Annotated in this window: 20 protein-coding genes and 1 riboswitch; of the genes, 7 read left to right on the top strand and 13 right to left on the bottom strand. The window is 37.2% G+C overall.

The window, feature by feature from the left end; translation table 11 throughout:
- Nucleotides 1-163: 163 nt before the first annotated feature.
- The 5 genes from BQ7400_RS00670 to BQ7400_RS10550 form a co-directional block, all read right to left on the bottom strand.
- Nucleotides 164-1,621, bottom strand: coding sequence for a hypothetical protein (locus BQ7400_RS00670; protein ID WP_072469123.1), 1,458 nt, complete (start codon nt 1,619-1,621; stop codon nt 164-166).
- 146 nt (nt 1,622-1,767) lie between these two features.
- Nucleotides 1,768-6,207 (bottom strand): InlB B-repeat-containing protein, encoded by a 4,440-nt coding sequence (locus tag BQ7400_RS00665; protein WP_072469122.1) that lies wholly within the window; start codon nt 6,205-6,207, stop codon nt 1,768-1,770.
- A 247-nt stretch (nt 6,208-6,454) separates the two neighbouring features.
- The gene (locus BQ7400_RS00660) at nt 6,455-7,984 is read right to left on the bottom strand and encodes a TFIIB-type zinc ribbon-containing protein (protein WP_072469121.1); all 1,530 of its coding nucleotides are present in this window, start codon (nt 7,982-7,984) and stop codon (nt 6,455-6,457) included.
- An 8-nt stretch (nt 7,985-7,992) separates the two neighbouring features.
- Nucleotides 7,993-9,282, bottom strand: a complete 1,290-nt coding sequence (locus BQ7400_RS00655; protein WP_072469120.1) for an SPFH domain-containing protein — start codon at nt 9,280-9,282, stop codon at nt 7,993-7,995.
- A 91-nt stretch (nt 9,283-9,373) separates the two neighbouring features.
- Nucleotides 9,374-9,532 carry a hypothetical protein gene (locus BQ7400_RS10550; protein WP_156101891.1) on the bottom strand — a complete coding sequence of 53 codons (159 nt, stop codon included), beginning with the start codon at nt 9,530-9,532 and terminating at the stop codon, nt 9,374-9,376.
- Nucleotides 9,533-9,751: 219 nt separating this feature from the next.
- Here BQ7400_RS10550 and BQ7400_RS00650 point away from each other — a divergent pair, with 219 nt between their 5' ends.
- The 3 genes from BQ7400_RS00650 to BQ7400_RS00640 are packed head-to-tail and all read left to right on the top strand — an operon-like array spanning nt 9,752 to nt 13,309.
- Nucleotides 9,752-11,407 carry a hypothetical protein gene (locus tag BQ7400_RS00650; RefSeq protein WP_072469119.1) on the top strand — a complete coding sequence of 552 codons (1,656 nt, stop codon included), beginning with the start codon at nt 9,752-9,754 and terminating at the stop codon, nt 11,405-11,407.
- Nucleotides 11,404-12,693 carry a sensor histidine kinase gene (locus BQ7400_RS00645; RefSeq protein WP_072469118.1) on the top strand — a complete coding sequence of 430 codons (1,290 nt, stop codon included), beginning with the start codon at nt 11,404-11,406 and terminating at the stop codon, nt 12,691-12,693. Before BQ7400_RS00650 ends, BQ7400_RS00645 begins: the two co-directional genes overlap by 4 nt.
- Complete coding sequence (locus BQ7400_RS00640; RefSeq protein ID WP_072469117.1) at nt 12,683-13,309, top strand: response regulator transcription factor; 627 nt, start codon at nt 12,683-12,685, stop codon at nt 13,307-13,309. Before BQ7400_RS00645 ends, BQ7400_RS00640 begins: the two co-directional genes overlap by 11 nt.
- Nucleotides 13,310-13,514: 205 nt before the next feature.
- On the opposite strand, the gene BQ7400_RS00635 is transcribed toward BQ7400_RS00640, so the two are convergent.
- Nucleotides 13,515-14,273 (bottom strand): SDR family NAD(P)-dependent oxidoreductase, encoded by a 759-nt coding sequence (locus BQ7400_RS00635; protein WP_072469116.1) that lies wholly within the window; start codon nt 14,271-14,273, stop codon nt 13,515-13,517.
- Between the two features lie 334 nt (nt 14,274-14,607).
- A riboswitch (SAM riboswitch) is annotated at nt 14,608-14,694 on the top strand.
- Nucleotides 14,695-14,762: 68 nt separating this feature from the next.
- Between BQ7400_RS00635 and BQ7400_RS00630 the strand changes: the two genes are divergently transcribed.
- The 4 genes from BQ7400_RS00630 to BQ7400_RS00615 all read left to right on the top strand — a co-directional run bounded on the left by BQ7400_RS00630 (nt 14,763) and on the right by BQ7400_RS00615 (nt 16,386).
- On the top strand, nt 14,763-15,074 hold the full coding sequence (locus tag BQ7400_RS00630) for a hypothetical protein (protein ID WP_072469115.1): 312 nt from the start codon (nt 14,763-14,765) through the stop codon (nt 15,072-15,074).
- Between the two features lie 336 nt (nt 15,075-15,410).
- Nucleotides 15,411-15,668, top strand: coding sequence for an AbrB/MazE/SpoVT family DNA-binding domain-containing protein (locus tag BQ7400_RS00625; RefSeq protein ID WP_072469114.1), 258 nt, complete (start codon nt 15,411-15,413; stop codon nt 15,666-15,668).
- A complete protein-coding gene (locus tag BQ7400_RS00620) occupies nt 15,668-15,934 on the top strand; it encodes a type II toxin-antitoxin system RelE/ParE family toxin (RefSeq protein WP_072469113.1) in 267 nt (88 codons plus the stop codon). Before BQ7400_RS00625 ends, BQ7400_RS00620 begins: the two co-directional genes overlap by 1 nt.
- A 218-nt stretch (nt 15,935-16,152) precedes the next feature.
- Complete coding sequence (locus BQ7400_RS00615; protein WP_072469112.1) at nt 16,153-16,386, top strand: hypothetical protein; 234 nt, start codon at nt 16,153-16,155, stop codon at nt 16,384-16,386.
- Between the two features lie 87 nt (nt 16,387-16,473).
- Here BQ7400_RS00615 and BQ7400_RS00610 read toward each other — a convergent pair whose 3' ends face one another.
- The 7 genes from BQ7400_RS00610 to BQ7400_RS00580 all read right to left on the bottom strand — a co-directional run bounded on the left by BQ7400_RS00610 (nt 16,474) and on the right by BQ7400_RS00580 (nt 22,712).
- Nucleotides 16,474-16,716 (bottom strand): hypothetical protein, encoded by a 243-nt coding sequence (locus BQ7400_RS00610; RefSeq protein WP_072469111.1) that lies wholly within the window; start codon nt 16,714-16,716, stop codon nt 16,474-16,476.
- 235 nt (nt 16,717-16,951) lie between these two features.
- A complete protein-coding gene (locus BQ7400_RS00605; protein WP_072469110.1) occupies nt 16,952-17,329 on the bottom strand; it encodes a hypothetical protein in 378 nt (125 codons plus the stop codon).
- Nucleotides 17,330-17,446: 117 nt separating this feature from the next.
- Nucleotides 17,447-17,680, bottom strand: a complete 234-nt coding sequence (locus tag BQ7400_RS00600) for a hypothetical protein (RefSeq protein ID WP_072469109.1) — start codon at nt 17,678-17,680, stop codon at nt 17,447-17,449.
- Between the two features lie 151 nt (nt 17,681-17,831).
- Nucleotides 17,832-19,112, bottom strand: coding sequence for a group II intron reverse transcriptase/maturase (gene ltrA / locus BQ7400_RS00595; protein ID WP_072469108.1), 1,281 nt, complete (start codon nt 19,110-19,112; stop codon nt 17,832-17,834).
- A gap of 1,248 nt (nt 19,113-20,360) precedes the next feature.
- Nucleotides 20,361-20,531 (bottom strand): hypothetical protein, encoded by a 171-nt coding sequence (locus BQ7400_RS10545; protein ID WP_180371933.1) that lies wholly within the window; start codon nt 20,529-20,531, stop codon nt 20,361-20,363.
- A gap of 446 nt (nt 20,532-20,977) precedes the next feature.
- The gene (locus tag BQ7400_RS00585; protein WP_072469106.1) at nt 20,978-21,574 is read right to left on the bottom strand and encodes a response regulator transcription factor; all 597 of its coding nucleotides are present in this window, start codon (nt 21,572-21,574) and stop codon (nt 20,978-20,980) included.
- On the bottom strand, nt 21,552-22,712 hold the full coding sequence (locus BQ7400_RS00580; RefSeq protein WP_072469105.1) for a sensor histidine kinase: 1,161 nt from the start codon (nt 22,710-22,712) through the stop codon (nt 21,552-21,554). Before BQ7400_RS00580 ends, BQ7400_RS00585 begins: the two co-directional genes overlap by 23 nt.

The following is a 22,712-nucleotide window of genomic DNA, read 5'->3' as shown; positions in this document are numbered from 1 at the left end:
GACTGCCTTTGTAAGCTCTTGATCCTTGACTATCTTGCACCCCCTCTCGAGTCCAATGGATTTGGTATTCATCGTAGAAGGATTCATCAGATTATCTTCTTCTTTTTACTTAATTTCCTTTCTTCATAAATTGCCCCTTTCATATCCTTTATTCGATTATGAATCAACCCTTGCCCATTATGGACATGATTCTATCAAACATAGTTTGTGAATCGCCTTCCTCCTTAACTAAACCATTCCAATCGAGGATCCCTTCTCCATCTTTTACTTCATCCGGTAACACCAAACTGCCGTCCTTTAGACTGATTGAAGGGGAGAACGCAAAAGTATCGTCTCTGTACCTGATGGTGATCTTGCCATTTGGAGCGACGTCACTTATATTTTGCATGACAAATGTGATTCCACTGCTTGAAAGGGCGTCTAGGTACAGATTTTCAACCTCTTTTAATTTTCCATCTTTAGTAATTTCCAGTTCCTTTAGAGAAACTGAAGCGTTTTTGTACTTAGGAATTACTAGATAACATTCCTGTCCATTTAAGTATGGTCTGTCGCCGACTTCGCCATCTTTCATTGAAATAAGCAGGTTTGGATCTTCGTAATTCGTAAAAATACTTGTCCAAGCATGTAACTTTTCAAGAGGAGCTTTCAAGGTATTCTCATCGTAAGCAGAGCCGAGATAGATAACAAAGGCCTTGTACTTTTCGTTATTTGGATCGACACCGAGTCTTCTTGCCATTCTTAAATATTCATCTGAAATCCCACTTTTATTGAATCTATCTATCTTTAGTTTTAGAAGATCCGGCAGCTGTCCCATGTCCATATTTAAATATTGAGTAAAGGCAAGTGTAGGTGTGCCCACTTCGTCTATAAAAATTTGGCGATTTTTGTAATCGTAACTATCCCATAGATCGTTTAGAATATTTCCGGTCTGGTTGCAAGGATTATAGATGTAGGAAGAATCAGTTACATCTTTATAGTAGATTTTCGCAGCCATGGATTGTTCCTCACGCACACTATTTTCAATCATCCCCAGGATCTCTTCCTTCTCTATGCCCATGCTCTTCATAAGCTCTTGGTCATTTATTAATTTTCCATCAGGAAGAGAGAAGTTAAACACTCTGTAAATCGGAAACTCGCCCTCCCAAATATTGGCAACTTCCACCATGACACTTAGCACATGGTCATCTTGGTAAACGGAAAAAGAGGAGTTTATTCCAATATCGTCATCTACCATATCCTTTTTATGAGTAGTATATAGATTCTTTATATCTTTTACCAAGCCATCAATCTCATCGTTTGCCACTTTGGCGTCCTTAGAATCCAAAAGAATCCTAGGCAGGTGGATGCCAAAATCCCTCTTGGCAGAATCTATGTATTTTTCATCGACGAAGTCCTTCCAAACTTCTCTGTCCTCAACGTAGGAAGACATTGAACCGATCACCGCTCCGTCAACAGGCTTTAAATTTTCCTTAACTTTAGAAGTCTCCTTAGAATTTTCCACCGCAGAATTTGCATTTGCATCTTTATTTTCTACCCTCGCCGAGCTGTTACCATTTCCGCAACCAGCAAGAACCACCATCGCCACCATAAAAATAATTAAAAATTTAAAATTTCTTTTCATAATATCCCTCACATTTCCGCTTAACTATAAGTGTAGTACAGAATGAAAATCTACGCTTAAACTTTGTCCAAGCTTATGTAAGTAAAAACGGTCTAGCTGACTAAACCGTTTTTACTTTTCTTATCTAGTCTTAAAGGGTGAATCTTTTATTTTACTAGGATGGATCTATAGATGGTTACCGTCTTAGACTTGCTATTCCAGATGATGTCCTTGCCGTCCTTTAGACCAAGCGCCCTTGCAATGTTTGCTATTGGAAGCATGGTTCTGTTGTTTTTGATTTCCGGTTTAACATCGCTTGTGTAGACTGTGCCATTTACGATGATCTTATTTGTATCTACCGGGATTTCTACTCTTGTGGTATTGTCCTTGAGTACGACTGTTCTAGTGCTTTTATTCCATTCTACTTCAAAGCCTAAGGCTTCTGCCACAGATCTAATTGGTAACATGGTTCTGCCATCTTTTATATATGGTGCCACGTCCATCTTAATCTTTGAATCTGCTCCGTTTATTTTTCTATCGATTGTGCCTATTCCAATTGCAAGTTCTATTTTCCAGTCCATTTCCATTTTGGTTGCCGGTTTTTCTTCTTTTGCTTTAGGTGGTTCGAAGTTGTAGTACCATCCCGGATATACCGTCCATGGATAAGGTGTATATGGAGTAGGTGGAAGGCTTCCTATATCTTTCCATACCGCTTTGATATTTTTATCTCCATTTAATACTATCTTATCGCCAACATTCTTTTCTGTTCCATCTACTTGCCATGCTTTGAATTCTTTGCCTGCTGGTGGTGTAAATCCACATGCTGGTAATGTGTATGATTCGTCTTTAGTCTTAATTACATCTGCCATGGTTCCGCTACCACCGTTTTTGTCGAATGTGATTGTAACTGTTACTGGTGTTGGTGGTGTTTTCTTTGTCCACTTTGCATAAAGTGTTATATTATCATTTACTGCTTGTGAGAAATTAAATGCATTTGTACATTCAGCTTCTGTATACCAACCACCGAAATCGTAATTAGCATCTGTTGGCTCAGCTGGTGCTGTTGCTTGCTCGCCTTTGTTTACAGTTATATCTGCTGGTGCTGTGCCGTGTCCGTTTGCATCAAATGTGATTGTTACTGTTACTGGTGTTGGTGGTGTTTTCTTTGTCCACTTTGCATAAAGTGTTATATTATCATTTACTGCTTGTGAGAAATTAAATGCATTTGTACATTCAGCTTCTGTATACCAACCACCGAAATCGTAATTAGCATCTGTTGGCTCAGCTGGTGCTGTGGCTTGCTCGCCTTTGTTTACAGTTAATGGAGTTGGTGCTGTGCCGTGTCCATTTGCATCAAATGTGATTGTTACTGTTACTGGTGTTGGTGGTGTTTTCTTTGTCCACTTTGCATAAAGTGTTATATTATCATTTACTACTTGTGAGAAATTAAATGCATTTGTGCATTCAGCTTCTTTATACCAACCACCGAAATCGTAATTAGCATCTGTTGGCTCAGCTGGTGCTGTGGCTTGCTCGCCTTTGTTTACAGTTAATGGAGTTGGTGCTGTGCCGTGTCCATTTGCATCAAATGTGATTGTTACTGTTACTGGTGTTGGTGGTGTTTTCTTTGTCCACTTTGCATAAAGTGTTATATTATCATTTACTACTTGTGAGAAATTAAATGCATTTGTGCATTCAGCTTCTTTATACCAACCACCGAAATCGTAATTAGCATCTGTTGGCTCAGCTGGTGCTGTTGCTTGCTCGCCTTTGTTTACAGTTATATCTGCTGGTGCTGTGCCGTGTCCGTTTGCATCAAATGTGATTGTTACTGTTACTGGTGTTGGTGGTGTTTTCTTTGTCCACTTTGCATAAAGTGTTATATTATCATTTACTACTTGTGAGAAATTAAATGCATTTGTGCATTCAGCTTCTTTATACCAACCACCGAAATCGTAATTAGCATCTGTTGGCTCAGCTGGTGCTGTTGCTTGCTCGCCTTTGTTTACAGTTATATCTGCCGGTGCTGTGCCGTGTCCGTTTGCATCAAATGTGATTGTTACTGTTACTGGTGTTGGTGGTGTTTTCTTTGTCCACTTTGCATAAAGTGTTATATTATCATTTACTACTTGTGAGAAATTAAATGCATTTGTGCATTCAGCTTCTTTATACCAACCACCGAAATCGTAATTAGCATCTGTTGGCTCAGCTGGTGCTGTTGCTTGCTCGCCTTTGTTTACAGTTATATCTGCTGGTGCTGTGCCGTGTCCGTTTGCATCAAATGTGATTGTAACAAAATTTCCATATTTAACCTTTAAAGTAACATCTATATTTTTGTCGCCGTTGTTAACCTTATAGTTATATTTCACTTCAGTTGGTTTTGGATCATTGTTTAAATTCAAGATATTACTGTCAACAGTGTCAACTTTGCCACCAACCCAGTCACTTGCCATTGATGAATCAAATTTACCAGGTAGTGATTTAAGGTCAAATTTTAAGGTACTACCACTTACTTTAATATCATATACTTGACCAGATCCATCAAATCTCTTAACTTTTGAATTATTACTTAAGTCTAAATTAGTCAATTGGTTATCTTGACAATTAATCCATGTTAAGTTTGTGTTCTGGCTTAAATCTAAATTAGTCAATTTGTTATGGTTACAGTAAAGAGTTCCTAAGTTTTTGTTCTTACTTAAGTCTAAAGTAGTCAAGTCGTTATAGGAACAATAAAGTCTTATTAATTTTGTGTTATTCGTCAAGTTTAAAGCAGTCAATTGGTTTTGTTTACAGTCAAGAGATTTTAAGTTTGTGTTCTGACTTAAGTCTAAAGACTTCAATTTGTTATGCAAACAAGAAAGATTTTCTAATTTTGTGTTATTCGTCAAGTTTAAAGTAGTCAATTTGTTATTATTGCAATTAAGCTTTGTCAGTTCAGTAAAGTGTTCAACACCTTTAAGATCTGTGATTTCTTTATTCTCTACATTGATCGCTGTCACCGCATCTAATTCCTCTTGTGACAAAGTGCCATTACCGCTCGTATCAATTTTTTCTGAAACATATTTTCTAAAGTTTGCATCTGGGAAGGTATCTTCGTTTATTTCTAATATGGCTATCTCTTCAAATACTTTCCATATAGCCTTAATAGTCATATCCCCATTTACTGTTATACTATCACCTGCGTCGTATTTTGTTCCATTTACTTCCCATTTATCAAATACTTTTCCTTCCGGTGGAGTAAAATAACAAGTTGGTAATTCATATGATGAACCTGCTTTTAAGCTAAGAGGATCCATATAGCCCAATCCTTTGTTTCTATCGAATGTTACTTTAAATGCTTCTCCATAGATGATTTTCAATGTCACCCATAATTCACGGTTTGTACTAACCTTGTATTTGTAAAACACTTCCTTCGGCTGACCATCAAGTGACAAAGTAGTGCCTGTAATAGTTTGTCCTTTTAAATCACTCACCTTTTCTGAATCAAAGTTATCTGCCAGTGTTGCAAGATCTAAGCTTGTGCTGTCTACCGGAAGTGAGACATAGATTTTTTGATAAGGTCCATAAAAAGATATGCTATCTATGTTATCATTCAAGTCTAAGGCTGCCAATTGGTTAGAGTGACAATAAAGATGACTTAATTTTGTGTTTGTATCTAGGTTTAAAGTCTTCAATTGGTTATCGCTACAGTCAAGAGTTTCTAAGTTTGTGTTATGACTTAAGTCTAATTCACTTAATTTGTTTTTTTCACAATTAATTTCTTTTAATTTTGGGTTTGTACTTAGGTCTAAAGTAGCCAATTGGTTATCTCTACAATGAAGAGTTTCTAAGTTTGTTTTATTCGTCAAGTCTAGAGTAGTCAATTGGTTAGAATCACAATAAAGCTTTTCTAAGTTTGTTTTATTCGTCAAGTCTAGAGTAGTCAATTGGTTATACCTACAACTAAGAATTTTTAATTTTGTGTCATTCGTTAATTCTAGAGTAGTCAATTGGTTTTGGTCACAATAAAGCTCTTCTAAGTTTGTTTTATTCGTCAAGTCTAAAGTCTTCAATTTGTTTGATGCACAATCAATTTCTGTTAATTTTGAGTTTGTACTTAAGTCTAAATTAGTCAATTGGTTTATAGAGCATAAAAGCCTTCTTAATTCTGTATTATACGTCAAGTCTAAAGTCTTCAATTTGTTTTGGCGACAGATAATAACTCCTAAGTCTTTGTTATGACTTAAGTCTAAACTCTCCAATTGGTTTTTCTCACAGTAAATGGATGATAATTTTGTGTTTTTACTTAGGTTTAAAGCGGTCAATTTGTTTTTTGAACAATCAAGCCCCATAAGCCCGGTAAAGTATTCAATCCCTTGAAGAGTCGTGATTCCTTTATCCCTCACCTCGATACTCGTCACGTCATTCAATTCCTCTTGTGACAAGATGCCGTTTTTGTCCGTATCGAATTTTGTCTTTACATATTCCCTAAATGTTTCATCCGGGAAATTTGTCTCATTTATCGCAACATCTCCCGGCGCTGCCCAAACTGGGCTTACAATTAAGTTCATTACGAGCATCATAATTGCTAGTAGCATTGCGATGGGTCTTTCTCGTTTCTTTTTCATTTTTCCCCCTCCTTATCTTGTATGGAAATGGATTCTTAGCTTTCTATCTTTATCTTATAAAATTTTTTCTTTTGCACATCACCCGAAAGGATGAGATTTGAAAAAATACAAAACCACCCCAAATGCGGAGTGCCTTTGTCCTTCCCCGTTTTTCCAGGAGTATGAATTATGGAAGTGATCGGTTATTTCTATTTTTTCTTTTTTACCGAATCGTCCCACAATGATCTCCTTTCATTTCCTAATCCGTTTACTTTACCTCCGTCTTGTCAAAAGTTTCCTTTAGCCTCTTTTTATTTTCTTCGACTTCATCTAGGATTCCCTTTTCTTTTGCTTTTTTAAGGTATTTGTCCTTGGTTAGATCGAGCCTGTTGCCCTTTAATTCACTTGAGTTTTCGCCTTTGATATAAGATTCTACAAGTCCTTTTATATTTCTTAAGTAGTTATCTTGGCAAACTAGGTTACTTATTTCGTGCTTGGTTTCTAGTTCGTAGTAGTGTCTTTCGTCTGAGTTTCTATACCTTGCGTAGATTGTGAAGAAGAAGACGAATCCTGATACTAATAGCAACCAGAAGAACTGTCTTGAGTCTTGGAATTTTGTATCGTCAAACATGCTCATTTCAGCCACTAGATTTAAGACAAAGGCTGCTAGTCCGCCTAAAATTTCTACTAATACTGAGACGAAGAATAGTTTCGTGAAGTTTATTGGTACGCTGCCCATGGTTTCCTTGGTCCTTGCGTTTACTGCCACGTAGTGAAGGAGGTTTTTTCCGTTTTTCTTTTGCATATAGCTGTAGAGCCACACCGGTAGGTAGGCTGCCTTCCAGGAATCGCCTTTGACCTTGTAGTCTTCGTCTTCCCATCTTACGCCTCTGTCGTATTCTTCCACAGTCTCCTTTGCCGCAAGTCTTGCTACGTCGGAGCTTTGTGCAAAGACTGCTTCTCTTAGAAAATCGATATTGCTATCTCTCTTCTCTGATGTGTAGCCTTTCATGTAGTTGGCGTTGAACTTGACAGAGTTTTCTGTGTCAAAGGGCATGATGGCGTTTATGATGTTTGTAGTTTTGTCCTGGGCTGTGTAGTCCAATTTGTCGCTGGAAGATTCTATGGACAGATCGTCTATAAATATATCGAAGTCCCTTTCAATTGCGTAGCTATCTGCGTCGTACTCTGTATGTCTGTCGTCCCCTGTGCCGACTTCGTAACGATTCGTTTCTATTTGGCCTTCGCCCCTTAGGTGCATGTGGGCGTTGACGTCCACCAGCATGTATGGAAGGTAGACTCCACAGATATTCTCTGTGGTAAACTCTCTTGTAAATTTAGGATGGGCGAAGAATTTTCTCTGTTTGACGAAGTCCTCTATTTCTCTTTGTGCGTCGCTCTTTGTGACGCTAAATGGAAGGATGACATCCGGCACTGCTCCATTGGGTATGATATTGTTGATAGATAGTGTGTTGCGGCACCAGTGGCACCTTGCTTGGGTGGTGGTGTTGGTGTCTATGACGACTTCTGCGCCACAGCTTTCGCATTTAACTGTCACCATGCTTTCCGCTGCTTCGTCTATGTCTGCTGCCCCACTTCCCATGGTGGTTCCTTCCAATGTGCTTATATCTTGGTCTTCCGGTGCGAGCTCCGGTTCGAATTCAGTTCTACAGAAATTGCATCTGAGCTTACCGGTCTTGTTGTTGGTCTCTATGTCTGTTGCGCCACACTTAGGACACTTGATCTGACCGTCTTTTAAGTCGCTTGACATATCTATTATCTTTACATCATCCTTCATAAGATCACCTATAGTCCCAGTAATTCTCTCTTCATCTTGTCAAATTCTTCTTGGCTTATGACTTCTGCTTCGAGAAGTTTCTTCATCTTGATTAATTTTTCTGTTGGATCTTCCGGTGGTTGGCTTTGTCCTTGGTTTTGACCTTGGTCATAGTAGCCTTGGTTTTGTCCTTGGTTTTGGTATCCTTGGTTTTGGTATCCTTGGTTTTGGTATCCTTGGTTTTGGTTCATTCCGCCACCGAAATTAGGTTGGTAGGAGTTTCCTGCGTTTGGCTGCTGTACTCCACCCATCATATTTCCTGCTGCGTTCATGCCCATTCCCATAAATGCCATGTTTGCTCCGCCACCATTTTCTCCTGCGGCTTGCATACCTCTTGCCACTGATTGTTGCATAAATGAATTGCCACGGGAGCCTGAAAGTGCATCGGCTCTCTTGACATCCTTCATCATTTCCTTGGTGTCTTCGTCATATTCGATGGCTAAGATGGCTGTCTTCACAATTTCTAAACCGCGGGTGGTTCTCCATTCGTAACCGTCTTCAACTGCAGCTGATAGAGATTTTGCAAATCCAATTTGATCTCCTTGGATCTTGCTCATCCTATTGCCCCTGGTTGGGTCGTTGGTATAGTTTGAAAATGCTGCTGATAGACTGCCAACTACTTCGTTAAATAGTTGTTCTGAAGCTTCGTTATCCATATCGCTTAAATCGAAGGCTGGCGCTCCGGAACTTAGATATTTAACCGGAACGAAATTTTTTAAAAATAAGATTGGGTCCACGATTTGAAGCGTGTATGTTCCTCTGGTTACTGCTCCTACTTGGGTGCCGAAGAAGGCGTCGTCCCAATAGATTTCACTTTGCGTTCCAAATCGATTGTTTGGTATTTCTTTTAGGTTTACATAGAAGAGCAGTTGGTTCGTGGCCGGTATGCCTCCAAACTTAAATTTTTCCCAGGATGTTTTGACTAAGGAGTCCATCAGTCCGTCCCCTGAAAATATGGATTTTGAATTTGGATCGTCTGTGCTGTAAATATATCCGCCTATTTCTGTAATGATGCCGGTGATTGCTCCGTCTTGGATGGTTACGAGGGCGGTTCCTTCCGGAACGATGACCCTGGTTCCATTGGTAATTACATTGTCATTTCCTTTGTAATTTTCTCCTCTATCCTTGTTCGTCCCCATTGCTACTCCCGGAAACACTGCCGCAGTTGCCGGGGCTCCTTCCATGGGTCCGTAAAAATCTTTCCATTGATCTGCGAATGTGCCGCCTAATGCGCCTGTAAATGCTTTGATAAATCCCATGTTTTCCTCCTTAAATTAAATAATTTTTAATAAATTCTTTCAAATGTATCGCTTACCAGCTTATATTTTAAGACCATGGTTCCAGTTTCGTTTATAAGGTTCTGCTAGTCTTAATGATCGGTGGCTGGTCTGATTTAATTCGCTTGCCATTTACATAAATCTTTACTTCACTTGCTTCTTTAAATCCAGTCAGAAGTATTGCCACGAGAATCACTAGTAGGAGTTTAATTTTCTTCTGTTTCTTTGCCACAAATCCCTCCTTATTGCTTGTATGGAACCATTTTTCACTTTCTGTCTTTATCTTACAAAATTATTTTCTTTTGCACATCACCCGAAAGTATGATTTTTTTTTAATTTTTTTCGAATTAGAATAAATATATTCTTTTTGATATAATTAGTTTAATCATTTCTTTATTTTGTTAAATTACCAATCGAGTAAATTTTATTTCATTTTTGGAAGGAGGGTGCTATGTATCGCAAAGAAATCATTAGTTATATCGTTTCTATATTTTTGGTTTTAGCCGCATGCCTTTTGCATGCTTTGGATTTTTATAATTTAGTGAATTTCCCTGTGCATACCATGGTGCTTGTTCTCTATACAGTTGTCATTTTCTTGTGGATGCACAATATGATCAGTAGAGTCCTTAGACATTCTATCGTCACAAAATTTAAACTCATCGGCATACTTCTCATCTGTTACCTTACGGTGAGGACTGTTAAGTACGAAATTTTGATTGGAAATGAAGACGCAGTAAGACTTATAAGAAATTTCTACTTTGTCTTTCCACTTGTTTTAACTCATCTCGTGTTCCTCACTTCTCTTCACGTCGGTAAATCAGAGAGAGAAAATATAAGCAAGCATTGGAAGCTTCTTTGGATACCTACTTACATAACTGCAATCCTGATCCTAACCAACGACTACCACGGACTCGTCTTCTCTCTTGACCCCAATGTAAGGGGCCTCCACATGTATGGCCCCGTATTTTATTTCGTAATTATCTACATAGGACTCCTTTCTCTATGCACTTTAGTATTTACAATGCTTCCTTCCTTTAAAAATAGAAATTTAGCTTCTGTAAATCTGCCTATCTTTATACTTATCATCTGGGGTCTATATACTTTTCTATACATGATTGGTTGGAAAAATTTCGAATACTTTAAAATTATTTTCAAAAGTGCAGAATTCAATATCTTAATGGTGGTATTATTTATTGAATCCCTGGTATTTATGCGGCTTCTACCTTCCAACAGAGGATATGAATCATTCTTGCAGCTTTCTTCTCTAAATATTGGGATTATGGACTTAAATGGCAAAATGATCTTCAGCCCAAAAATGTATAGAGATATCGAGCCATATCTCATTGAAGATGCACTATTAAATCCAATTTTTATCGATGAAAATACCATGCTTGAAAGTGCAAAGATCAAGGGTGGTAAATCTTTTTGGTTTGTAGATTTTAGCGATTTCAACAATCTAAAGAGAAAACTCCTTTCCCTGAGCGAAGACATGCTAAACGAAAACGAACTTCTAAGGGCGAAGAACGCCTTGGAGAAGAATATGATTCAGGTGGAGGAACAAAGAGAGATTAGAGAGCATATTCTCATGAAGCTGAGACCTCAATTTAATCAGCTTAAATACATCTTGATGCACCTACCTGAAGATGAAGAATTGTTTGAGATAAAATTAAAACACGCATGTTTTCTAGACGTGTATATAAAGAGATATTCCAATCTATTCCTTATTACGAAGAATAAAAAGATTCTAGAGCTTGCAGAGCTAAGACTTGCATTTTCTGAATCCCTCGACTATTTGAAACTAAGCGATGTAAATACCTATATAGATTGGGAACTGAGCGGGATGTTCGATGCCAAGTACTGTCTTAATCTCTACGAAATTTTTCAATATGCTTTAGAATTTTATATGCCTGAAATCGACATTCTCCAGGTGAGTCTATATAGAAAGGACCGTATACCTACCCTAAGTATTAGAATTACCGGCGTAGAACCGAAATCTTTCTTAAGTAAATATAAAGACACCTATGCTAATCGCGGAATATTGATTGATGAGGACCTAACAGAGGATGAAATAAATTTATGTATTTCTCTTAGAAGGAGGCATCTATGACTCTTATAAATCTAAACATCTATCAACTTGCCCTTTTATTTATCTTTAACACCATTATCTTAGTTGCAGGTGTAAAGATTGTTGTCGATACAGCAAATAGTAAAGTACATGCCAAGTATTTTATACATAGTTTATTCATCTTTTCATTGAGTTTTTTCTCGATACAAATTTTGGCAGAGATTGGAACCGGCAGACTCTACATTGCAAAACCTATGTTAGACCTTCCCATTTACTTATTTATAATCTTCGATTTGTTCCTCTGCTCCCTTGAAATTATCTTTACTATAAGTTTTACAAAGAGTATTAAAAACACCATCGGCAAAAACTCTATCAAGGAAAGTATGGACAATCTTCCTGATGGTATCTGTTTTTCAAGGTTGGACGGTAGGCCCCTCTTGGTCAACAGAGCAATGCAGGATATTAGCTATGCAGTCTTCGGAAACATGCTAGTAAACGATGTGGTCTGTGCAGAAGATATAAAAAACAATAAAATAAAAAAGGAAGCCCGCATCTTGCAACGAGATCCCCTCATAGTAGAAGCTCTGGGAGATATTTGGTATATAAAAATACTCATTCACGACAATTTGAGGGAAACCTTGGCATATAAAATCACCCTTGAGTGGGGTCTGTACCAAGAGATCGAAGAAAAGAATAGACAGATTGAAAAGATTAACAAAAGTCTCAAAGAATACCAAAAGAACGTGGCAGAGTACACGAGGCAGAAGGAAATCTTGCAGGCAAAAATCAAAATCCACGACAAGATCGGTCAGTCTCTAATCTATTTTAAACGATACTTGGATATGGACAAAAAGACCAAGGAAGATCGGGACAAACTCATAAACTTATGGATGGAGAGTCTCGTAATGCTCAATGAAAAAGATGATTTCTTAAGTGAAAAGGAAGATTCTTCGAAGAATGAAGCAAATTTCGAAAAACTGATCTCCACCGCAAAAGATATAGGAGTTGCTGTCCACTTGGACGGCGAAACTCCTAAGGACGAAGGCGATCTAACTCTCTTGGTCGATATAGTTCACGAGGCACTTAACAATGCCATTCGCCACGGTCAAGCTAAAAATCTATGGATTAAGTTAGATGAAGGCGATTTAAATATCTATTGCAAGATAAGAAACGACGGCATCCCATCTAAAGAACCGATAAAAGAAAAGGGCGGACTCAAAAACATCCATCAAAGGATCAAAAGTTTTGGTGGCAAGATGAATATAGAACTTAATCCACAATTCACCTTGGACCTATCCTGGCCAAAAGGAGGAAACTATGACCTATAAAATAATGATTGTAGACGATCAGTTCGTCTCCAGAGAAATGTTTAAACTATACATCAGCCAATGCCCCGACTACGAAGTGGTCTACTGCGTCGATACCGCCATGTTTGCAGATACCTATGTGCTAAATACTAAACTCGACCTGGTTATTATGGACATACTGATGCAGGATGGTTCAAACGGCCTCGATGCAGCAGAAAAGATCAAGAAGCTAAAGCCGGAACTTAAAATCATCGCCGTTACCAGCATGCCGGAAGTATCCTGGATGGATAGGGCAAAAGAAATTGGTATCGAAAGTTTTTGGTACAAGGAAGTGTCTGAAGAGACCATCTTAGAAATTATTGAAAGAACATTAAATGGAGAATCCATCTATCCCGACGAAACACCTGAAGTCAAGCTGGGACAGGTAAGCTCGTCACAACTTACTCCAAGAGAGATCCAGGTCCTTCGCCTTCTCACAACAGGAGTGGGCAACGATGAAATTGCAAGTAAATTAGGCATATCGGAAAACACAGTCAAAACGCACATAGCCCACCTCCTTAGCAAGACAGGATTTAAAACGCGAACTCAACTTGCAATACAGTCACGTATTACGGGTTTTGTCATTGAGGACGACTAGGCTGAAATTTTATCAAACATAGAAAATAGGGCTTCCCCTGGGAGCCCTGATTTTTTTGAAAAATTAGCTGGTGGTTTTTTTCACTTGTATAGCCAGTAGGTGGAAACAGGTCCTCCCTGGCTCTAGATTATTTTTAAAATCTTTTTTCAAAGTGCTTTAAAAGAAAAAGAGCCTGTCAAAGACAAGCTCTTTTAGTTCTTATGACCTACATAACAGTCAGACCGCCGTCGGACACCAGGATCTGTCCTGTGATATTTGACGCTTGGTCTGATGCAAGGAAGAGGAGGTTTTCAGCAATTTCTTCAGCGCTGGCCACCATCTTGTCGAGTTTTGGTCCTCTCATAACCACTTCCATACCCTTTTCGTCTACATCGCTTAAGTTTTCCAGGATTTCAGTGGCAATCCCACCAGGGGCTACTGCATTGCAACGAACCTTGTCGTTTGCATACATGGCTGATGTATTTTTCACCAGGCCATGGATGGCACTCTTGGACATGGTATAGGCCACTCCGGCCTTGCCACCCCGGATACCCGCAATGGAGGTGGTAGCCACAATGGCCCCGCCATCCTTCATAAGGGGAATTGCACCCTTGAAGAGTCGGAAGGTTCCCTTGACATTAATGGAGAAAATCCGGTCCAGATTTTCTTCTGTACAGGTGGTTACTGGTTCGAATTTATCCATGACACCAGCATTGGCAATGAGGACGTCCAACTTGTCGTTTTCGCTTTTTACTTTTTCAAAGAGCCTGTCTACGTCTTCTGGCTTAGAAATATCGCAAGTCACAGGAATGACTTGGCCTTTACAGCCTAGGGACTTTACTTCCTCTGCAAGGGCAAGGAGCCTTTCTTCCCTTCTAGCCACTACATAAATCTTGGCTCCTTCTTTGGCTGCCATCAGGCTAGTCGCCCTACCAACACCGGAAGAAGCCCCAGTAACCACAAGAACTTTATTTTCGAATCTCATACTTTTCCTCCTTTTTTTTATTTGATTTCTATTTACTATCATACCCTATTTTTAGGATTTTTATTCTGTCTTATAGATTTGCTTATAAATTGTCTTCTTTTATTGAACTATTGTATCGGGTTAAAATTTTTTGAAAAAACCTACTACCTTCTTCTAAAAATTAAAAAGCACCTACAAGTGTAAGTGCTTTGACTTCTTCTTTTAACAAGTCTAGAAGAAGGGTTTTTATCCATGAAAAAGTGACATCTTTGCCGGAAAAATCAGTCGTATAGATTGCAACCCTTTATCCAAAATATCTATTTTGCCAAGTGAAATGAAATGTGATAAAATGAAATTACCATAAAGAGAAGGCGAGAGACAAGCTCATCGACCCTTCAGCAACCTACCTTTTGGAAAGGTGCTAATGCTTGTACGATGGATACATATTAAACTTGCATCCATCTATCGATGGGTGCTTTTTTCTTCTCTAAAGTTTGAAAGGAGAAAAAAATGTTAATGGAAGTTTATTACGAAAACTATGCGAAAAGATGCAATGATGCTTACTGGGAAGAACCTATCTCCATTCCATATGGTGTTTATGATAGGAATCCTAAGCATAGAAAGGCATTTTATAGATTTCTAAAATCTGAGGGATTTAAGTGTGTAGATTGGAATGACACCTATCCACTCATACTTGTCAATATGGAATTTAAGCGTTTCGGTCTGATATATCGTCCTGTCGCACATAAATGTGTAGACTCCAGAAGATACACCATTCAAGAGTTCTTGGATGAAGTGTATAATGTTAAAAAAGATTCCTAAGCCTACCTCCTGGCTCTGTCTGTATTTTGGAATCGTAAGATTTTCATAGACTCATAAGATTTTATTCATCACTGGAACCATAATGAGCCAAAGGAGGTAGACGCCCTACTTCCTCTGGCTCATTTATTCTATTTTCTTTTAAACACATTCACATAGTGGGTGTTTATTAAGATATCTTTTTCTTATAAGTCTTCATACTCTTTCATAATGCTTATAAATAGGAGGATTTCTTTTTTGCTTTCATTCTAGCAGCTTTACTCTCCACTTGACTTTTTTCTTCGGAATTATTAAAATCTAGTTAGAAAGTATGAATTTCTAACCAGAGAGGAGGTTCTTATGTTAGTTGAACTAAAAGCTAAATCACAAGTCACTATTCCAAAAGACATCGTAAAGTCTATGGAATTAAATCAAGGTGACCAATTTGAAGTAATTGAAGATAACGGAAAAATTGTACTGGTTCCAGTGGCAATCTATCCAGAACATGTCATAAAAAATTTAAAAGCTCAGGTAAAAGAAATCAAAGAATCTATAAAAAATGGAGATCAACCAATCTTTGATTCCATTGACTCTCTATTTGAGGAATTAGATAAGTAATGTCCTATAAAATTACTTATTCAAAAGCCTTTAAAAAACATTACAAAAAACTATCCGATTCTGAAAAGAAACAAACAAAAAAGAAACTTGAATTTTTCGTAGAAAATCCTACTCACCCATCTTTAAGAACGAAGAAAATACAAGCTAGTGATGGTATATGGGAATCTTCTATTAATATGGATCTTCGAATTATTTGGTTTTATGAAAATAATGAATTGATCTTTCTTGTAGACATTGGACACCATGATATCCTGGATAAATTTTAAATCTCCCCAGTTAAATACAGGGGAGATTTTTTCTAGTTATTTATTCGTTTTAAAGACTTTCTATACAATCACCAAGTCATTCATCTTAATCTATTTCTATATCCAAGTGATGTTCTATATTCAGTTAGAACAACAAGGTTACGTCCCATAATATCTCGTATAGAAATATAAAATTGCTCTATAAAAAGCCACTAAACACTCTCTAAGGCCGAATAGGTGTGGAAAGCGCAGTAGTAGGAATAGATAAAATAATTATCTTTCTTTTCTTTGGCTTTTTCATCTTTCACCAGGCCTATGTTTTCTTTTTCGTCAAGAATGTGGTTTCCCAGCAGTACCTCCAGGATGCACTGGCAGTGGGAGTGCGTTACCCCAAGTCGGCCATCTTCCTAGCTACATTGCTTCCGTTTTCCAGTAAATCTTTGGGCTTAAGGGCCCTTGGCCGTCCATCTTGACCCAAGTATAGACGCTTACAGCGTGAACTATACTCCCATTAAAAAAGCCCTACCAATAACTGGTAAAGCTTCGTGCATTATGTTTTCTTAGTTTACAAAATATTTGTCTAGGATCTTTTCGATTTCTATCCCTTCTTTTTCGATTCCTTCCTCAGTGATATATTCTGAACTCGCCACTAATAGCTCCGATAAGAAGTTTTGTCTATCTTCTTCCTCTTTAAATTGTAAGCTATTGTTACTGGTGGTTATGTTTCCAATCTTATCTAGGAGTTCTCCCAACTCTCTTTGGATAATCTCCATTTCTTTTTTCTTGAGTTGAAGCTCTATCATCTTAAACCCCCTATTGACCTATGACGGTTATAATCTTATTAGCTTTTTAGGTTTTCCTATTCTCGTCTTTCTTGGATATTTCCAGTTGGGTCGTCTTTAGGGCATCCTTTGTTTACCCGTCTCGGGGCCTTTTTTGGTCCCTATCCTTCTTTCTATAAGGTGAGCTAGATAACCCTCGATTGTGTTATGCCGGATGTTTTTTCTTCTACCATCATCTTTTGAAATTCATAATTTTTTAAAAGTTTGTCTGTATATAGTAGATTTTTATACTCTCATCTCCCTGCTCTTCTCCCATTAGGATTACTTCCACATGGTCCTTTTCCCAATTTACCCTCCAATTAGTCTCATCAAGATATTTTCCATCGTTTGCTATGGAGGTGTTGATTTCTTGCCTTTCTGTCCTTTCCCGGCCATTGGACCTTAGTTCTATCCTTACCTCTGATGAACCAAAGAAGGCAGGACTGTCCGTTTCTATAAAAGATAGGCAATACTTCTTGTCCTCGGAAGATGATTCCGCTATCAGTCTTGGCCTAGTTACTAGGTATAGTCCAATAGCTAGGATTGCCAGAATAACAAGCGCACTTATTGATATAAATTTCAATAGTTTTTTCATACCTAACCTCGAAGCCTAATCTTATTGCATTCAAAATATTATCTTAACTATTGATCCATATTCTTCTTCTAAACAGTCCATTCATAGGTCTAGACTGGCTAGCAGGTCTGGCTTTACTTAAATGAGCATGTAGAGGTTGTAAGAAGTGGCAGATGCTCTGTCTTTCAATTCCCAACCCATTTCTTCAGCATACCCGTCATCGATATTCTCACAAAACTCTTCATAATCGCCCCTAATGATGCCTTCATTTTCTTTAATAGCTTTATCAAAGGCTTCTCCCGTAAGCATACTCGATGGCCTATAATCTTCTACAACAGCATCATAGAATTCCTTATAAGTTGGCTTTTTCATAAGATTTCCTCCTAAGTCTAAATGGTGGATTTTTCTCTATGCTCAATCTAAAGATAAGGCCTTTTCCTAACTTTATTTTAAATCGAATAGGGGCTAAGATCTAGCCCCTTTCACACCACCGCACGTGCCGTTCGGCATACGGCGGTTCAATTTAATTTACACATGACCTGCTTATATAGTAATCGTATGGGTCGACTAAACCTGTTTTGGCTAGTCTTTCCTTTGTAATTGCTCTTACTAAGCAGGTTTTTGTTGCTACAAAATAATACCTATCTCCACAATAAGATGTTAGTCTTGCCAGGTCTTTTCCTACTCCCATCTTCATTAACGCCCATTGTCTTTTCTTTGGTACTTTCCACATTTTCCAACAGATTATTCTAAGTCTGGTTCTTAGTTGTTCACTAAATCTTTTTAGTTTGCTTTTCATGTTTGCTATTTTGAAGTAGTTTATCCAGCCTCTTGTTACTTCATTTATCTTTTTGATTCTGTAGTCTAAGGATACTGACCATTTTCTTGTGGTTAGTTTCTTTATTTTATCTTTGAATCGGCTAAATGATGTTTCGTGGACTCTCGCTTTCCATGTATTTGTTTTATTGTCTTTCCAGTAACCAAATCCTAGATATTTTATTCCACTTGGTTTTGTTATTTTGCTTTTTTCTGCATTTACTTTTAAGCCCAGTTTCTTTTCTATGAATCTTGTTATGGAGTGCATTACTCTCGTTGCTGCTGCTTTACTTCTTACAAATATTAAACAATCGTCGGCATATCTTGTGTATCTAAGTTTTCTTGCTTCTAGCTCTTTGTCTAGTTTATCTAGCATGATGTTGCTTAGTAGTGGTGATAGGTTGCCCCCTTGAGGGGTTCCTATTTCACTTTTTTCGTATATGCCTTTGTTCATTATTCCCGCTTTTAGGTATTTTCTGATTAGTGATTCTGTGTCTGGTGCTTTGATATGTTCATGAACTATACTCATTAGCTTATCTTGTGGCACTTTGTCAAAGAATTTCTCTAGGTCTATGTCTACTACCCATTCGAATCCATCATTTAAGTATTCTAGGCTTTTTGTTATTGCCATTTGACAGTTTCTTCCTGGTCTAAAGCCATAGCTTGTCTCAGAAAATCTTTTGTCTATTATTGGGGTTAGTATTTGTACGATTGCTTGTTGGATTATTCTGTCCATTACTGTTGGTATTCCGAGTTTTCTTTTTCCTCCATTTGCTTTTGGTATTTCTACTCGAAGTACTGGTTGTGGTTTGTAACGTCTTTCGATTATTTCTTGTCTTATCCTTGTCCAGTTTTCTTTGATGTATTCATCTATTTCTTCTACACTTATGCCATCTATTCCTGATGCTCCTTTGTTGGAGATGACTTTTAGTTTGGCTTGGTGCATGTTTTCTGGGTTTAGGATTTGACTTATTATTTTATCTTCCATGTGTGCACTTGCTCCTTTCCGCTTGCATAACTTATTTCTTAGGTGTGAGATTTTGATTTCATTTACGTTTCTTCTACTTTCTCTGTCAGATTTGTTATGCAACATACATTTTGCTTATGCTGTTAAATTGTTCAGTCCTTCGGTGTTTCCACCTACTATGACTTCTGCTGACTTCTCATAGTTCGTTGTTACTACTGTGTCGTCTATGAGACCTCACGGGATAAGTTCTAATACTTTCATCGTTTACTTGCAGAATTTACGCCTTGGGTTTACGGTTACCTTTTGGGTCTTTGCTATCTGTGGCTAGCTTGCCCACCTGTTACGCCTTGTATTCTGTTCCTGTTCGTCAAGCCACGATTTCGCTATTGCTTCTTCTCTCCTAGATGTCGCCACCTAAAACTTGCAAGTCGCTATTAGATTCGTCGGTAACTACGCTCTGTAAGGATTTTCACCCCAGCATTAAGACATGCCCGTCATACCACAAAAGAGCCTCCTATGGAGGCTCTGATTTTGCTTATATAGCTATAACTTTCTTTTTATTCTTCATGTACCGCGGCAATGCCTTGGTTCGGAGCTATGTTTAATGACTTGTCGGTATGACTATTCTAGTAAAGCCCCGTATAGGAAGATATCTATTTTTACTATGTAAAGACATATATCCCTCCTATAGCATAGACTTAGGTCAAATCCCCTATGTGTTCTTTGTTTGGATTGTTCAGCCTATGTAAACTTAAGTAAGAGTAGGTTTTTTCCTTCAAAAGGAATATATAAATCCCGTCCTGGTCATTTTCGTACTTTCTTTTAAAAGCATTATAGTACATAGCTACCCTCTAGTTCAGGTTGACTAAAATCTTTGATTTTATCTATACCTATTAAAGTACCACCCTTATCAGTAATTTCACTAATCTTATTATACCATTCTGCCTAATATAAAAAACAGCTCACTTGGAGCTGTATTTTTAATCATCATCTATTTCTAAACCTAAAGATATTAAATTTTCTATTTGCTCGTTTACATCTATAGGATCTTAATGAGACTTCCTTCACATTATTTCTCCTTATAATCAAAAGACCCGACTTGGTCCGCATTGTTAAGAGGCGTGTCGGGTACTATTATCTAGTATAATACACAATCCTAGATATGTTGTCAAATCATTTAGATCTCATTTGTCTTGGGTTAAACTCTTATTTATCCATCTTTTACTCGTCTCAGTAATGTCTCAATGGTTAGATAAGTTTACCTTCGTTTTATTTTTCTTTCAACTTCTTATACTTATCTCCACTTCCTATGCCAAAAAGCACTGAGCCGATGATCCATGCGTATTCCGTTTTCCCCGTTTTATAGGACATATATATTGAAACTACAAGTGTCATAAATCCTAATATCGTTAACAGTAGCCATAGGTTCTTATTTCCCATTTTTCTTCCCCTTTTCTGTTAAAAATCCGATCTTATCTTCTTGTTCAAAATCTTTCTATCCATTACATAGGACATATCCCAAAAGATAAACCTATAGATTAGAAAATTCACTAGAATCATTGGAATCATGTATTTATAAGAAAAACTGCTATACTCCCTTATGGAATAATATAAGCAAATGATTAAAAGTGAACTTCCTGAAATAAAAGAATGGGCAAAGCCTATTTTTGTATATATTTTTGTGGATTTACTTATGATAAAGAGGTCTTTTAAACTATCTGAAATGAAACTTTTTACTATTGTAAGTCCACAGATATAGGAAAAATATGCTAAGAATGCATTTATTTTTAAGACATATGAAATTAGGCAAAAGGCCAAAGTGAATATTAGCAACATGAAAGTTCCCCCTTTCTATAAACTGATATCTTATTTTTATCCTATAAATTTTACATAACCGGATCTATATAGCCTAGCTCCATGGCCTTATTGTAGGCTTCAACAATATTATTGACACTTAGTTTACCGTATATATTGGCAATGTGGTTATAGAGGGTTCTCTCACTGATAAAAAGCTTCCTGGCAATGTCTTTTTTGTTTTGACCCTTTATGAGCTCTTTTAGGACTTCTATCTCTCGTTGGGTCAGGGGATCAGCAATGTACTTGTCTATTTTTTTATGGTTTCCCCTATATACATTTTTTATTCTCTCTAAAAGTTCCTCAATTTCCACAGACTTATTTATAAAATCCCTGACTCCTAACTTAAAAGCCATATCCTTGTAATGGTCTAAATCATAAGATGTTAAAACGATTATCTTTTGTTTGGGATCATCATCCATCAAATCTTTAATTAAATCAAGCCCCGTCTTTTCATCCTTTAGATTTATGTCGATTAAGTAAATATCATAGGCCTCTTTTTGTATCCTATTTAAAAACTCGCAAGTGGTTGACACATAGTCACATAAGATTTCATCTTCTTGCTCTTCTAAAAGCATCTTAAGAGATGCCCCAAATAGTTTATGGTCATCCAACAAAATAATTTTCATCCTGGTCCACCTCCAAGCAAACTCTTGTTGAAAGGATATCCTTATTTAACCCATAAGAAATATTTCCTGCATTTGAATCGATTAAAAGATTAAGCAGCAAGACCCCTCTTTTGGAGTCCTTAATTTTATTATAGTCATCTGGGCTTGCACCATCGCTTTCCATCTCTATATAGACGAAATTTCCTTTTTTATAGAGCTTATAAGATAAATAGTTTGCATGGGAATGTTTGTAAACATTATTTATCAGTTCCTTTGATATGATCGAAAGCAATCGAATGAGTCTTTTATCTTCTGTTAGGTCACTTGCTATACCTTTCGTAATTTCAATATTTTTATGAGGATATAGGGAGCTTACATTATCAAATATGGCTAAGAGGGACCCTTCTAAGTCTGCTTTTTCAAACAAAGAAGATTGGTAGAATTTCATGATATTTCTTGCCTTCTTTTCAAGTCCTCTTAAAATATTTTTTGCATATCCTATATCCGGATTTTTTGAAGATAGAAAATTTTTACTGGCATAGATGTCCTGCAAAATATCGTCATGGATGATTCTTGCAAATTCATCTCTTTCTCTGGCCATATAGTCTGATAGGTAGTAGAGTTTGAAGGTTTTCTCAAAGGCTAATTCTTTTTCCTTTAAAAATAGGATAAAGAAACATTCTATCATAAGAAAAACTATCTGGATAAATATATTGATTATTAGCTGGTCTATATCAAATAGGTAGGTCACTCCACAAATAAAAAATATAAGGCCCAGGGTAAAGAGTTGACTCGATTTTCTTGAAATCGGTAGGATATTTATATATTTTACATTCTCTAAGACCAGGTATTTTTTCATAAATAGGCTTGTTGAGCCGATACTTATAAGGGCGAAGACCAGCTTATAGGGCAAGTCATTTATTAAAATCAAGCCCAGCGGTAAAAGGGATGTAACAACAGCCAAAATAGAAAATCTTCCCGGTATTTTTTTATTTGAAATCTCTGTATAGATCAGTCCATATAAGGTATAAAATAAAATAAGTGAAATCGCATTTAAAATTGGCCCCTCCTCTACTAGGATCTTGTTTTTAAAAAGAAGGCCCCAAAATAAAATGATCATTAAATGGCTGATTACAATTTTTTCTAATTTCTTATACAT

The organism is Urinicoccus massiliensis, assembly GCF_900120405.1.
GTDB lineage: Bacteria > Bacillota > Clostridia > Tissierellales > Peptoniphilaceae > Urinicoccus > Urinicoccus massiliensis.
The sequence above is the reverse complement of the archived record's forward strand: the minus strand, read 5'-3'. Positions and strand labels throughout refer to the sequence as shown.

Coding starts and splice junctions, on each gene's coding strand:
- BQ7400_RS00670 (WP_072469123.1), bottom strand. CDS start 1,621: ATGAAAAGAAATTTTAAATTTTTAATTATTTTTATGGTGGCGATGGTG.
- BQ7400_RS00665 (WP_072469122.1), bottom strand. CDS start 6,207: ATGAAAAAGAAACGAGAAAGACCCATCGCAATGCTACTAGCAATTATG.
- BQ7400_RS00660 (WP_072469121.1), bottom strand. CDS start 7,984: ATGAAGGATGATGTAAAGATAATAGATATGTCAAGCGACTTAAAAGAC.
- BQ7400_RS00655 (WP_072469120.1), bottom strand. CDS start 9,282: ATGGGATTTATCAAAGCATTTACAGGCGCATTAGGCGGCACATTCGCA.
- BQ7400_RS00650 (WP_072469119.1), top strand. CDS start 9,752: ATGTATCGCAAAGAAATCATTAGTTATATCGTTTCTATATTTTTGGTT.
- BQ7400_RS00645 (WP_072469118.1), top strand. CDS start 11,404: ATGACTCTTATAAATCTAAACATCTATCAACTTGCCCTTTTATTTATC.
- BQ7400_RS00640 (WP_072469117.1), top strand. CDS start 12,683: ATGACCTATAAAATAATGATTGTAGACGATCAGTTCGTCTCCAGAGAA.
- BQ7400_RS00635 (WP_072469116.1), bottom strand. CDS start 14,273: ATGAGATTCGAAAATAAAGTTCTTGTGGTTACTGGGGCTTCTTCCGGT.
- BQ7400_RS00630 (WP_072469115.1), top strand. CDS start 14,763: ATGTTAATGGAAGTTTATTACGAAAACTATGCGAAAAGATGCAATGAT.
- BQ7400_RS00625 (WP_072469114.1), top strand. CDS start 15,411: ATGTTAGTTGAACTAAAAGCTAAATCACAAGTCACTATTCCAAAAGAC.
- BQ7400_RS00620 (WP_072469113.1), top strand. CDS start 15,668: ATGTCCTATAAAATTACTTATTCAAAAGCCTTTAAAAAACATTACAAA.
- BQ7400_RS00610 (WP_072469111.1), bottom strand. CDS start 16,716: ATGATAGAGCTTCAACTCAAGAAAAAAGAAATGGAGATTATCCAAAGA.
- BQ7400_RS00605 (WP_072469110.1), bottom strand. CDS start 17,329: ATGAAAAAACTATTGAAATTTATATCAATAAGTGCGCTTGTTATTCTG.
- BQ7400_RS00600 (WP_072469109.1), bottom strand. CDS start 17,680: ATGAAAAAGCCAACTTATAAGGAATTCTATGATGCTGTTGTAGAAGAT.
- ltrA (WP_072469108.1), bottom strand. CDS start 19,112: ATGGAAGATAAAATAATAAGTCAAATCCTAAACCCAGAAAACATGCAC.
- BQ7400_RS10545 (WP_180371933.1), bottom strand. CDS start 20,531: ATGGGAAATAAGAACCTATGGCTACTGTTAACGATATTAGGATTTATG.
- BQ7400_RS00585 (WP_072469106.1), bottom strand. CDS start 21,574: ATGAAAATTATTTTGTTGGATGACCATAAACTATTTGGGGCATCTCTT.
- BQ7400_RS00580 (WP_072469105.1), bottom strand. CDS start 22,712: ATGTATAAGAAATTAGAAAAAATTGTAATCAGCCATTTAATGATCATT.